The sequence below is a fragment of the Herminiimonas sp. CN genome, assembly GCF_000622895.1.
Classification (GTDB): Bacteria; Pseudomonadota; Gammaproteobacteria; order Burkholderiales; family Burkholderiaceae_D; genus AVCC01.
Genome location: NZ_AVCC01000032.1, coordinates 1 through 13,529 on the forward strand (window position 1 = coordinate 1; position 13,529 = coordinate 13,529).

Below are 13,529 nucleotides of genomic sequence, written 5' to 3' on the forward strand. Positions count from 1 at the left end.
ACACTGTTACCCACTTTAGAGGAAGCACTATAGCCGGTCAAGCGGTTTCAGGAAGAGAAAGTGAATTTTTATGATTTAAGTCAATGACTTAGGTTTCCGAATACCCATAGCAAGAATGGAAAAACCTTATGGAATTAAGCACTTATCGCACACAGTGAAAGTTGCACATAATAAACATATATGTTTTTGCATATTTGGAACAGATGTGGGGCGAAACCGCGCGGAGGGTGCAGACCCGGTGGCAAACCGGATTGGAAACGAACAAAAATGCCGCATACCGAATACGTACAAAAAAAATGAAGCAAGCCGATAGGCCGGATTTTGTTACGGCGACGAATCTTGCGACGCGTCACTATGACAGCCATTCCTCTAGGCGCTGAATTACTCCAGCGCTCAAGCTTCCTACCCGCACGCTCCGCGAGCAGCATCAACGCGTGCCTATTTGGAATTGCTCCGGGTGGAGGTTACCGCGTTTCACCGTAACTTAATACGCTCGTCTCTGTGGCCCTGTTCCTCGCCTTATACCTAAGCCAACTGCGCTTGCGGCTTTCAGCGGACGGCCGTTAACCGTCACCCTGCTGTATGGAGTCCGGACCTTCCTCCCGCTGCGACCTTGCAGTCGCAACCAGCGACTGTCTGGCTTGCTTCACGGCCGCATTGTACCGCACTCCCCGCCCGGCCTTGTTTCCGCTTTTTTTCAACCAATATACTGCACCATGTATTTAACATAACCACGTAAATAACGCGGCAAATCCATTGTTTATATACATACCCCGCCACGTACATACAAACATCGGGGGTTTCGATGGATTGTGGAATGAGGCAATCCGTTTCCCGGCGGCTCTGGATAAACGCCATTAAAGTCGTGTTACTGTATAAAAAATTTAATTTTCCCTCGGCAACGCCAGCCGAACTTTCGCACCGACACACCATGAGAATCGCAGTCCTCGACCACGACCCCGGCCAAACCGAACTGGTATGCAAGATACTGAGCGCGGCCGGGCATGTCTGCCAGGCATTTGCCAATGGTCGCGACATGCTTCAGCAACTGCGCCAGGAGAGCTGCGACATGCTGATTCTCGATTGGCAGGTGCCTGACGCCAGCGGCCCCGAGGTGACGCGCTGGGCGCGCGAAGAACTGCCGTCCAACCTGCCGGTGCTGTTCATGACCAGCCGCAATGGCGAAGACGATATCATCGAGGGCCTGGCAGCCGGCGCCGATGATTACATGATCAAGCCAATTCGTCGCAGTGAACTGGTGACGCGGGTGCAGGCCCTGTTGCGGCGCGCCTATCCGAGCCAGAACGCGGCCGAACCAATCCAGTTCGGGCGCTATGGCTTCGAAACCCGCAGCGGCCAACTGACATTCGATGGCGCACCGATTGAACTGACGCAAAAGGAATTCAATCTGGCGCTGCTGTTTTTCCGCAATCTGGGCCGGCCCCTGTCGCGCGCAACCATCCTGGAAGCGGTCTGGTCGCGCAATATCGAAATACCGTCCCGCACCATCGATACGCATGTCTCGCGGGTGCGCAGCAAGCTGCAGTTGCGTCCGGAAAACGGGTTCCGGCTGGCTCCGGTATACAGCTACGGTTACCGACTGGAACAGGTCACGGCGTGATCGTGCAAGCATTGCCGGAGCGGGTCCGGCCTGATCCAGGTTCCGGCGCATCGAAAATTCCGCCAATCCGGGGCCGTTCGCCGCTACTGTTTGGCTTGTTATTCGCCGCAAGAAGTTATAATGGTGGCCTGCTAAGCATAATCTCCGCGCTGCGGACTGTATCGGACCAGCTATCAATCACATGCAACTGCTTGCCGTAGGCCTCAACCACACCACCGCACCGCTTGCCCTGCGCGAGCGGGTGGCTTTTCCCGCCGACCAGATCGGCGCGGCGGTGGGGTCGGCGCGAGCCTGGTTCGGCAATCAGGACGGCTCCGGCTACAGCGACGAGGCCGCCATCCTGTCGACCTGCAACCGCACCGAGCTGTACGCGGCCAGCCACGTGCCGGGCGGCGTCGAGGCGGCGATCGACAGCACCGCGCATTTCCTGGCCGATTACCACAAGCTGGCTTATTCCGAACTGCGCCCGCACCTGTACACGCTGCCGCAGGATGGCGCGGTGCGGCACGCGTTCCGCGTCGCCTCCGGATTGGACTCGATGGTGCTGGGCGAGCCGCAAATCCTGGGCCAGATGAAGGATGCGGTGCGCCAGGCGGAAGCGGCCGGCGGTCTCGGCACCTATTTGCATCAATTGTTCCAGCGCACTTTTGCAGTCGCCAAGGAAGTGCGCAGCACCACCGAAATCGGCGCCCATAGCGTTTCGATGGCGGCGGCCGCAGTGCGGCTGTCGCAACGCATCTTCGACACCATTGCCGAGCAGCATGTGTTGTTCATCGGCGCCGGCGAAATGATCGAGCTGTGCGCGACCCACTTCGCGGCGCAAAATCCGAAATCGATCACCATCGCCAACCGCACGCTGGAGCGCGGCGAGGCGCTGGCGCACCGCTTCGACGGCCGCGCGATCCGCCTGGCCGAGCTGCCGGATCAGCTGGCGCAGTTCGACATCGTAATCTCCTGCACCGCATCGTCGCTGCCGATCATCGGCCTGGGCATGGTCGAGCGCGCAATCAAGGCGCGCCGCCACAAGCCGGTGTTCATGGTCGATCTGGCAGTGCCGCGCGACATCGAAACCGAAGTCGGCCGGCTCGACGACGCCTTCCTGTACACCGTCGACGACCTGGGCGCCGTGGTCCAGACCGGCATGGAAAGCCGCCAGGCGGCAGTGGCGCAAGCCGAAGCCATCATTGAAACCCGGGTCCAGTCGTTCATGCACTGGGTTGACGGCCGGCTGGTGGTGCCGGTGATCCGTGATCTGCATGAAAACAGCGAAGCGCTGCGCATGATCGAACTGGAGCGGGCGCGCAAGATGATCGCCCGCGGCGACGATATCGATGCAGTGCTGGAAGCGCTGTCCAAAGGCATCACCGCCAAATTCCTGCACGGCCCGCAACAGGCTTTGCATCAGGCGCATGGCGACGAACGCGCGCGACTGGCGGCGCTGTTGCCGCAGCTGTTCCGCACCAAGCGCTAGCTGCTGCCGCCTGCCTCCGTTTTAATCTTCCCGCACTGCATGCCGGCCGCCGTCACGGCGCTGCCGGCCCTCCCGGATCAACCGGATTTTTGAACAGAACGCCCATGAAACCTTCAATGCTTGCCAAGCTGGACCAACTCTCCGACCGTCTGGAAGAAGTCGGGCAATTGCTGATGCGCGAAGACGCCACCGCGTCCATGGACAATTACCGCAAGCTGACGCGCGAACACGCGGAAATCGGCCCTCTGGTAGCGCTCCACCAGTCCTACACCCAGGCCGAACAGGATGTCGCCGCCGCCCAGGACATGCTGCAAGACCCGGAGATGAAGGAGTTTGCGCAGGAAGAAATCGAAGCTGCCAAAGCGCGGATGGCGGCGCTGGAGCGCGACCTGCAAAAAATGCTGCTGCCGAAGGACGCCAACGACGAGCGCAACATCCTGCTGGAAATCCGTGCCGGCACCGGCGGCGACGAAGCCGCGCTGTTTGCCGGCGACCTGCTGCGGATGTACACCCGCTATGCGGAACGCAACCGCTGGCAGGTCGAAATCATGTCCGAATCGGCGTCCGAGCTGGGCGGTTACAAGGAAGTCATCGTGCGCCTGGTCGGCGCCGGCGCCTACGCCAAGCTGAAGTTCGAATCCGGCGGCCACCGCGTGCAGCGCGTCCCTGCCACCGAAACCCAGGGCCGCATCCATACCTCGGCCTGCACGGTGGCGGTGATGCCGGAAGCCGACGAAGTCAGCGACGTGGTGATCAACCCGGCCGATCTGCGCATCGACACCTACCGCGCTTCCGGCGCCGGCGGCCAGCACATCAACAAGACCGATTCGGCGGTGCGCATCACGCACAATCCGACCGGCATCGTGGTCGAATGCCAGGACGGCCGCAGCCAGCATCAGAATAAGGCGCAGGCGCTGCGGGTGCTGGCGACCCGCATCATGGACGTGCAGATACGCGCCCAGCAGGCGAAGGAGGCGGCGACCCGCAAGAGCCTGATCGGCTCCGGCGACCGCAGCGAACGGATCCGCACCTACAACTACCCGCAGGGGCGGATGACCGACCACCGCATCAACCTGACGCTGTACAAGCTCGACTTCATCATGGACGGCGATCTCGACGATCTGGTCAATGCGCTGGTGGCCGAGCATCAGGCCGAACTGCTGGCGGCGCTGGGCGATGAATCCTGACTAAATAAGCCTGATTTAATATCGCCTTGATGCAGGGAACCAATATTCCCTGCAGGCACTCCATGCTACATTCACTTCAGACAACTCAAACAACACGATGAATACCTCCAAACCGATATTACTGACAATCGCCCTGGCCTGCCTGTCCCTGCTCGGCGTGGCGTTGTATCTGCAGCATGGGCTGGACATGAAACCGTGCCCGCTGTGCGTGATGCAGCGCTATGCGTTTGCTGTGATCGCGCTGCTTTGCCTGGCCGGTGCCGCATTGCCGCGCGCCGCCGGCAGGATTGGCGCCGGCCTCGGGCTGCTGGCCGCGCTGACCGGGGCCGGCATCGCCGGCTGGCATTTGTGGGTCAGGGCGCATCCGGAAGTCTCGTGCGGTGTCGATCCGCTGGAAACCGCACTCAACCAGATCCCGAGCGCCGAACTGCTGCCTTTCCTGTTCAAGGCCAACGGCTTCTGCAGCGCCGACTACGCGCCGATTCTGGGCTTGTCGATCCCGATGTGGGCGCTGGTTTGGTTTGCGATCTTCAGCATCGCGCTGGCACGCCTGGCTTTCAAACGTTGAAATGACGCTACACCGCATCGAGGCCGGCTGCAGCATCGGGTCGGCGCAGCTGGGCTCACCGCTGGATGCGCTGGAAACCCGCATCCTGCTGATGCATGCGCTGGGTCTGAGCCGGGTGCAGCTGATCACCCAATCCGAGCGCCGGCTGACGCTTGACGAAGCGCAACGCTTCGCGGCGCTGCTGCAGCGGCGGGAGGCGGGCGAGCCGATTGCCTACATCGTCGGCCAACGCGAATTTTTCGGCTTGCCATTTCGGGTCACACCGGATGTGCTGATTCCGCGCCCTGACACCGAATTGCTGGTGGAGCTGGCGCTGCAACGGGCACCGCACGGCGCCCGCGTGCTGGACATGGGCACCGGCTCCGGCGCGATTGCGATCGCAATCGCGCACAGCCGGCCGGATTTGCAACTGACCGCGCTCGACTGCAGCGCCGCTGCGCTGGCAGTGGCACGACAGAATGCCGCCGACAATCTGCCTCTGCCGGCGAAGGCGGTGCGCTTTCTGCGCAGCGACTGGTACGGCGCGCTGCCGGCCGACGCGCGTTTCGATCTGATCGTTTCCAATCCGCCCTACATCGTCGCCGGCGACACCCATCTGAGCCAGGGCGACCTGCGTTTTGAACCGGTCAGCGCGCTGACCGACCACGCCGACGGCCTGTCCGCGCTGCGCACCATCGTCGCGGGCGCGGCCGCGCATCTGGTGCAGGACGGATGGCTGTTGCTGGAACACGGCTTCGATCAGGCGGCTGCAGTGCGCGAATTGTTGATTGCCCAAGGCTATCAACAAGTGCAAAGCTGGCAAGACCTGGCCGGCATCGAGCGCGTATCGGGCGGCGTCCGTCCGTCATGACAGCGCCCCGCAGGCAATTCCGGAGCCAGATTGTGCAGGAACAATATACTAATAGCTGTATTTTCAACACCGCTCTATTTACGCGCGGAAATAACTTTTTTAAAGCAATACTCCCACATTAAACAGCCACGGATACGGAGTTCGCGGGATCGGGCATGGCAGATTTTTTTGCCTGCTTGTGCCGGTACATGCGGGCATCGGCGCTCTTGAGCAAGGCCTCGATCGTGGTGCCGTCCTGCGGACTGTGCGCGATACCAATGCTCACGCCTAGCAGAATCTCATGCCCGGCCATCCTGATCGGCGCCTCGATAGCCGACTGCAGGCGCTGCAACAGCGACGCCAGCTGCTTCGGCGACAGCGCGCTCCTGAGCAACACCACAAACTCGTCACCGCCGAGGCGCACCAGCAAATCATCCGGACGCACCGCGCTTCTGAGCCGATCGGCGCTCAGGCGCAGCACCACATCGCCCGCCGCGTGCCCGAAGCGGTCATTGACCGGCTTGAAGCGATCGATGTCGAGAAACAAAATGCCGTAATGTACCGGTGCAGCGCCGCCCTGCCGGTGCCAGCGCTGCAGGGTCGTATCCAGCGCGCGCCGATTCGGCAGCCCGGTCAGCGCATCGGTGTCGGCCATGTCTTCCAGCAAGCGGATGTTCTGGCGCTGGCCGTGCTGCATGCGCAGGTACTGCCGATATGCTTCCAACATCAGGTACAAGAGCAGCAACAGGGACAGCCACAACAGAAAAAAACCGAACCAGCCAAACTCGGCAAAACCGGGCTGCCAGCGCATTGCCATCAGAAACGGCTGCACGCCCTGGCCGACGCGGATAGTTTCTTCTATGACGGGAAAAATCCCGCGCTCCAGCGCCGTTGCGTTAGCCGCGGCCAGCCGAAACAGTATCCCCTCGGCATTTTCGGGCGCCACTGCCTGGTGCCGCAGCGTGACTCCGAATCCTTTGGGCAGCGTATCCGCTGCCGGTTGCAAGGCGGCCGTCTTGACCACCAAGGCGACATACAGCGATTGTTCCAGCTCCCGCCCGGCAAGCGGTTTCCGTGCGCTATTGGCGGCACTGACGGGACGCACCATCCGGTAAGCCCAGTCGCCTTCTTCGATCAAATGAAACGGCGGCGTCACGGCCGAGCGGTTGTATGCCGCCGAGTCGCGCAGGATTTGACGCAGCGCAGCGGTGAAATCCATATCCAGTCCGACCACGGCACGGCGCGACTGTTCCGGGGCCGGCTCCAAGAAAACGATCGGGTAATAGAACGGTTTTTTTTTGCTGGCCAGGATGCGGCGATCGGTCCCGTAACTGAAACCATGCACGGCAAAGTCCGGATAGCCCCGTCTTTGCTGCAGTTGCGTGAAAGCGGCCAGATCCTTGTGCGCGACCCGGGAGATCAGTTCCAGGCGATTGATATGCGGATATCGGGCAACGATTTGCTGCGCATACATCTTTTCGCGCATGAAATCGGTGCCGTGGATCGAGTGCGGTTGAGCCGCGAATCCTTCCAGCACCACCTCTGCGATTTGCAGCTTTTCTTCCACCGATTTTTGCACGTCGGCGCTGTGGCGGATGAATTTTCCGTCCAGTTCGCTCATCTGGAACTTGTAATACCCCCAGCAGGACGCCGCCGACAGCACGGTCCAGAGCAGAAGTATCAGCGGTATTGCAGGCAATCGGCGCAATGCAGCCCCCCCTCAATCGAGCAAACATCCGAAATGATGTCAGACTGGCAGTATCGTCAAATAATTTCTATAAGGCAATACATTTACTCGAAGAGTTGCTCCACATCAAATCCATGCCTGTTTGCGGCCTTCATTCCTCCAGCGGCGCAAAGATCGCCTGCAAGTCTTCCTGGCTGATCGCAGCGCTGCGGCCCTCGCCGGCGTTCAGCATCGCTTGCGCCAGTTCGGCTTTTTTCTGTTGCAGCACCTGGATTTTTTCTTCCAGCGTGCCTCTGGCAATCAGCTTGTAGACGAATACCGGCTTGTCCTGGCCGATGCGCCAGGCGCGGTCGGTGGCCTGGTTTTCGGCCGCCGGGTTCCACCACGGATCGTAGTGGATGACGGTATCGGCCGCGGTCAGGTTGAGGCCGACGCCGCCGGCTTTCAGGCTGATCAGGAAGATCGGCACCAACCCTTGCTGGAACGCGCGCACCACTTCGGCCCGGTTGTCGGTGTCGCCGGTGAGCAGCGCATACGGCACCTGGCGCGCCTGCAGCTCGGCCTCGATCAGCGCCAGCATGCTGGTAAACGACGAAAACACCAGGATCTTGCGGCCTTCTTCCAGCAACTCCTCGATCATCGTCATCAGTTCAAGCAGCTTGGCGGACGGCGCGGCGGCCTTTTTCACGGATTCCGACTTGACCAGGCGCGGGTCGCAGCAGACCTGGCGCAGCTTGAGCAGCGCTTCCAGGATCACGATCTGGCTGCGCGCCACGCCTTTCCTGGCGATTTCGGCGCGCACTTTCTGGTCCATCGCCAGCCGCACGGTTTCGTACAGGTCGCGCTGCGCGCCGGAGAGTTCGACCGTGCGCAGCATTTCGGTCTTGGCCGGCAGTTCCTTGGCGACCTTGTCCTTGGTGCGACGCAGCAGGAATGGCTTGATGCGGCGCACCAGCAGCGCGCGCCGGCCGTCGTCGCCCTGCTTTTCGATCGGATGGCGGAACGCGGCATTGAAGGCCTTTTCCTCGCCCAGCAAGCCCGGCAGCAGGAAGTGGAATTGCGACCACAGCTCGCCCAGGTGGTTTTCCAGCGGGGTGCCGGTCAGGCACAGCCGGTGCCGGGCGCGCAGCATGCCGGCCGCTTGCGCGGCTTTCGAGCGATTATTTTTAATGTAATGCGACTCGTCCAGGATCACCAGGTGGTATGCGTGTTGGCGCAGCTTTTCTTCGTCGCGCGGCAGCAGCGCATAGGTGGTCAGCACCAGGTCGAATTGCCCGATCGCGTCGAACTGCGCCAGCCGCTCCTTGCCTTGCAGCACCAGCAGCCGCAGCCCGGGCGCAAAGCGCGCCGCTTCATCCTGCCAGTTGCCCATCAGGCTGGTCGGCGCCACCACCAGCGCCGGCTGGGTCAGGCGGCCGGCCTCCTTTTCGGTCAGGATATGGGCCAGGGTCTGGATGGTTTTGCCGAGACCCATGTCGTCGGCCAGGATTCCGGCCAGGTCGAATTCGCGCAGGAACTGCATCCAGGCCAGGCCTTCGCTCTGGTAATCGCGCAGCGTCGCCTGCAAGCCGCGCGGCGCGGCCACGCTCTGCACGCCGCCGAAGTTCGCCAGTTTTTGCCCCAGGTCGCGCAGCCGCTGGCCGCCGATCCAGCGCAGCTGGGTAGCGGCGGCCAGCTCGGCCAGGCGCGCCGCATCCAGCGCGGATAGCCGCATGCTGTCGCCCGTTTTATCGCTGAAATACAGCTCGCCCAGCGTGCCGAGAATCGGCTTGATGCGACCCCACGGCAGCGCGACCCGCACCCCGTCCGGCAGCGTCGCCAGCAAGGGTTCGTCGTCGGCATGGGCGGCCAGCGCCTGCGGATTGAAGTCCTGCGGCGCATTGCGGATCAGGTCGATCAGCACCGGCAGCAGCGACACCCGCGCCTGATTGACCATGATGCCCAGCTCCAGATCGAACCACGGGCTGCCCGCTTCGCTTGCTTGTTCGTCGATGTCGGCGTACCAGTCCTCGACTTCGGCCACGTCGAAACGGTAATCCGGCATCCGGCTGACTTGCCAGCCCTGCGCCTCCAGCGCGGGCACGACTTCGCTGGCAAAGCGCAGCCACTCCAGCTGGCTGGGCATGACCAGCGCGCCGGCCAGGGTCGACAGTGGCGGCGCGGCATCCTGCGGCGGCGTCAGCCCGGCGGCCTGCAAAATCGCGAGCGCGGCGTCTTCGGCGGCGCGCTGGCGGGCGATCTTTTCGATGCCTTGGCCGCTGCGCCGGATCAGCAGTTCGGCGTGGTCGGCCGCCACGCTGTTGCCGTCGTAATCGAAGCTCGGCAGCGCGAAATCCTGCCACAGCACGGACGCATCGCGTGTGCCGCCCAACTCCTGCGGCAGCGCGCCCAGCAGCAACTGCGGCTGCGGCGTGATGTCGTCGCGCACCGTTTCCTGCAGCTGCTGCGGCAGCGGCACGATGTGCTGCAGGCCTTGCGCCAGCAACACATGCGATACCGCCAGCTTGTCCCTGGCGGCCAGGGTCGGCGCTTGCGCCACCATCGCCTGCAATTCCCGCAGCGGGATACCGGCCCCGCCCTGCTGCAATGTGAGCGTGCCGCAGACCAGATTATTCACATACAGCACCGGCTCGGTCGGCAGGATGTAATCGATGCTGCCGCGCTCCGGCTCGCGCTGGCCGTCCGACGCCGGCTGAAACTGCCAACCGAGCCGCAGCCGTTCATCCTCCTCAAGCCAAACCAGTTCGGCAGTGCGCGCCGGGCCGGCCTTGACCGGGTAGAGCTGGCCTTTCTGCATGTCGGCCAGGGAATTAGCCCACTGCAATTGCTGTGATTCCAGCAACATCGACAGCAATTGCGCGCCGACCCGGCCCTTCGGTTCGACATCGGCGCTGCCGTAAAAACCGCTGCGCAGCGCAACCAGCAGCCGCAGCGCATCCTCGTCGCCGGCCTGCAGGTAACTCGGCGGGGCCGCGAACATATTGTACAAATCGCCCACCGTGCTGGCTGCCGCGATCTCGCCGTTGACGCGCAAGCGCGCCTTGCACAGGCTCAGGATAACGTGCTTGCCGCTGCGGTCCGGCGACAGCACGAACAGCAGGCGATAGGTGGTTTTGGCCGGCGCCCCGGATTTCAGCGGCGCGGCTGCCCTGCCGTGCGCCGCACCCTCGACCCGCTGCAGCCAGGCCGCCACCGCGTTCGGCAGCGTCATGGTCCCGGCGTCGCCCCCAACCTGTCCGGCCAACGGAGCCACCTCTTCCTGCTGCAGGCAAGTCAGCAACACGGCGGCCATGTGCTTGCACATATGGCCGACCGGGCACGAGCAGCTGCCCTCGAATTCGACCCCATGCGTGCCCGCATACAGTTCGATATCCTGCTCGTAATCCCAGTCGCCGCTGCCCTGCACGCTGCCTTCGATCACATCGCCAAGCTGATCTGCCGACTGCACCAGCCCGCGCGCAACGATGCCTTGCGCCCGCCCCAGCGTCTTGTCATCGAAGGCGTTGACAACGTCTGTTAATGTGTAATGCATATCTTGTTTCTTCAGGAATGCGCCGCCGGACCGGCGCAGTGCCGTCATTATCCGCGATTGATGCAGCCCCCTTGAAACATCGCTGCAAAAGAAATGCATACATACCGTTGTATATTTTACTGATGCAATAAATACATGCGGCAACTGCGTATATTTTATACATACTCCTTGCATTGCAATAAATAAACCAAACGGATTCGCGATCGGCACTGGCGCATCGCGCCGGATTCGGTATCATCACGGGCTTGATTTCCCACACAGATTAACTGCCCATGCTGCCATCCATCGAACAACGCCTCGCCCTTGAACTCGCCGCCAAGCCGGCGCAAGTCGCAGCCGCCATCGCGCTACTGGACGAAGGCGCGACCGTGCCCTTCATCGCCCGCTACCGCAAGGAAGCCACCGGCGGCCTGGACGACATCCAGTTGCGGCTGCTGGAAGAGCGGCTGCGCTACCTGCGCGAACTGGAAGCGCGGCGGGCGGCGATCATCGCCTCGATTGAAGAACAGAACAAGATGACGCCGGCGCTGCTGGACGCCATCGTCCACGCCGAAGACAAGACCCGGCTCGAAGACCTGTACCTGCCGTACAAGCAAAAGCGCCGCACCAAGGCCCAGATCGCGCTGGAAGCCGGCCTGCAGCCGCTGGCCGACGTGCTGCTGGCCGATCCGGAACTGAATCCGGAAGTTGAGGCGGCCAGTTACCTGAAGCCGGCCTTCTCCACCGACAACGGCGACAACCCCGGCGTGCCCGACGCCAAGGCGGCGCTGGACGGCGCGCGCCAGATCCTGATGGAGCGCTTCGCCGAGGACGCGACCCTGCTGCAGGGCTTGCGCGAATACCTGCTGGAACACGGCATCGTCGAATCGAAAGTGGTCGACGGCAAGCAGGATGCCGGCGAAAAGTTCGCCGATTACTTCGACTATTCGGAAACCATAGCCACCATTCCGTCGCACCGCGCACTGGCGCTGTTCCGCGGCCGGCGCGAAGAGATGCTCAACGTCACGCTGCGGCTCGACAGCGAGGAGGAAAAGCCGAAGTGGGACGCGCCGCTGAACCCGTGCGAAGGCCGCATCGCGGCCCGTTTCGGCATCAAGAATCAGGGCCGCGCCGCCGACAAATGGCTGGCCGACACCGTGCGCTGGACTTGGCGCGTGAAGAGCTTCATGCATCTGGAAACCGAACTGATGGGCGCGCTGCGCGAACGCGCCGAGGTCGAGGCGATCAACGTCTTCGCGCTGAACCTGAAAGCCTTGCTGCTGGCCGCGCCGGCCGGCCCGCGCGCGACCATGGGACTCGATCCTGGCCTGCGCACCGGGGTCAAGGTGGCGGTGGTCGACGCCACCGGCAAGGTGATGGACACCGCGGTGATTTACCCGCACCAGCCGAAGAACGACTGGGACGGCTCGCTGCACGCGCTGGCCCGGCTGGCCGAAAAACACCAGGTGTCGCTGATTTCGATCGGCAACGGCACCGCGTCGCGCGAGACCGACAAGCTGGCGCAAGACTTGATCAAGCTGCGTCCGGAACTGAAGCTGACCAAGATCGTGGTGTCCGAAGCCGGTGCCTCGGTGTATTCGGCGTCCGAATTCGCGTCGAAGGAATTGCCGGACATGGACGTTTCGCTGCGCGGCGCAGTGTCGATCGCACGCCGGCTGCAGGACCCGCTGGCCGAACTGGTGAAGATCGACCCGAAATCGATCGGCGTTGGCCAGTACCAGCATGATGTCGGCCAGACCCAGCTGGCGCGCTCGCTCGACGCGGTAGTCGAGGATTGCGTGAATGCGGTCGGAGTCGACGTCAATACCGCGTCCGCGCCGCTGCTGGCGCGGGTTTCCGGCTTATCAAGCAGCGTGGCGCAAAGCATCGTCAGCTACCGCGACCTGAAGGGCGCGTTCGGCTCGCGCGCGGCGCTGCGCGCAGTGCCGCGGCTGGGCGACAAGACGTTCGAGCAGGCCGCAGGCTTTTTGCGCGTGATGGGCAGCGACAATCCGCTCGATGCATCGGCGGTCCATCCGGAATCGTATCCGCTGGTCGAAAAAATCCTGGCCGACATCCAGAAAGACGTGAAAGGCGCGAATTTACGTAACATCGTCGGCGACGAACGGCTGCTGAAATCGCTGAATCCGGCCAAGTACGCCGACGAGCAGTTCGGCGTACCGACCATCAGTGACATCCTGAAAGAGCTGGAAAAACCCGGCCGCGATCCTCGCCCGGAGTTCACCACCGCCACCTTCAAGGACGGCGTCGAGGAAATCCGCGACCTGCGGCCCGACATGATCCTCGAAGGCGTGGTCACCAACGTCGCCGCTTTCGGCGCGTTCGTCGATATCGGCGTGCATCAGGACGGCCTGGTGCACATCTCGGCGCTCTCGAATACCTTCGTCAAGGACCCGCACACGGTGGTCAAGGCCGGCCAGGTGGTGAAGGTCAAGGTGCTGGAAGTCGACGAGAAGCGCAAGCGCATCGCGCTCACCATGCGCCTGACCGACAGCGCGCCGCAGCCGGGCGCGAAACCGGAGCAGCGTGGCGACCGCAATGACGCGAAACGCCTGGCGCAACAGCAAGCCCAGCGCCCGGCGCCGCAAAACAGCGCAATGGCGAGTGCCTTTGCCAAGCTGAAGTCCTGACAAT

General features: G+C 62.6%; 8 protein-coding genes and 1 other RNA gene. 6 read left to right on the top strand and 3 right to left on the bottom strand.

What is annotated here, in order from left to right; translation table 11 throughout:
* Positions 1-294: 294 nt before the first annotated feature.
* Positions 295-648: RNase P RNA component class A (rnpB, locus tag HMCN_RS18280), an RNA gene on the bottom strand.
* A gap of 283 nt (positions 649-931) precedes the next feature.
* Here rnpB and HMCN_RS0108835 point away from each other — a divergent pair.
* The 5 genes from HMCN_RS0108835 to prmC all read left to right on the top strand — a co-directional run bounded on the left by HMCN_RS0108835 (position 932) and on the right by prmC (position 5,697).
* A complete protein-coding gene (locus HMCN_RS0108835; RefSeq protein WP_025917047.1) occupies positions 932-1,621 on the top strand; it encodes a response regulator transcription factor in 690 nt (229 codons plus the stop codon).
* A gap of 181 nt (positions 1,622-1,802) precedes the next feature.
* Positions 1,803-3,092, top strand: a complete 1,290-nt coding sequence (hemA, locus tag HMCN_RS0108840; RefSeq protein WP_025917048.1) for a glutamyl-tRNA reductase — start codon at positions 1,803-1,805, stop codon at positions 3,090-3,092.
* A 104-nt stretch (positions 3,093-3,196) separates the two neighbouring features.
* The gene (gene prfA, locus HMCN_RS0108845) at positions 3,197-4,279 is read left to right on the top strand and encodes a peptide chain release factor 1 (RefSeq protein WP_025917049.1); all 1,083 of its coding nucleotides are present in this window, start codon (positions 3,197-3,199) and stop codon (positions 4,277-4,279) included.
* 97 nt (positions 4,280-4,376) lie between these two features.
* A complete protein-coding gene (locus HMCN_RS0108850) occupies positions 4,377-4,847 on the top strand; it encodes a disulfide bond formation protein B (protein ID WP_025917050.1) in 471 nt (156 codons plus the stop codon).
* A gap of 1 nt (position 4,848) precedes the next feature.
* Positions 4,849-5,697, top strand: a complete 849-nt coding sequence (prmC, locus tag HMCN_RS0108855) for a peptide chain release factor N(5)-glutamine methyltransferase (RefSeq protein ID WP_025917051.1) — start codon at positions 4,849-4,851, stop codon at positions 5,695-5,697.
* A 118-nt stretch (positions 5,698-5,815) separates the two neighbouring features.
* Here prmC and HMCN_RS0108860 read toward each other — a convergent pair whose 3' ends face one another.
* Positions 5,816-7,384 carry a sensor domain-containing diguanylate cyclase gene (locus HMCN_RS0108860; RefSeq protein ID WP_155837496.1) on the bottom strand — a complete coding sequence of 523 codons (1,569 nt, stop codon included), beginning with the start codon at positions 7,382-7,384 and terminating at the stop codon, positions 5,816-5,818.
* Positions 7,385-7,514: 130 nt separating this feature from the next.
* Complete coding sequence (locus HMCN_RS0108865; RefSeq protein WP_035626428.1) at positions 7,515-10,895, bottom strand: DEAD/DEAH box helicase; 3,381 nt, start codon at positions 10,893-10,895, stop codon at positions 7,515-7,517.
* A 272-nt stretch (positions 10,896-11,167) separates the two neighbouring features.
* Here HMCN_RS0108865 and HMCN_RS0108870 point away from each other — a divergent pair, with 272 nt between their 5' ends.
* Complete coding sequence (locus tag HMCN_RS0108870; RefSeq protein WP_025917054.1) at positions 11,168-13,525, top strand: Tex family protein; 2,358 nt, start codon at positions 11,168-11,170, stop codon at positions 13,523-13,525.
* Positions 13,526-13,529: the final 4 nt, after the last annotated feature.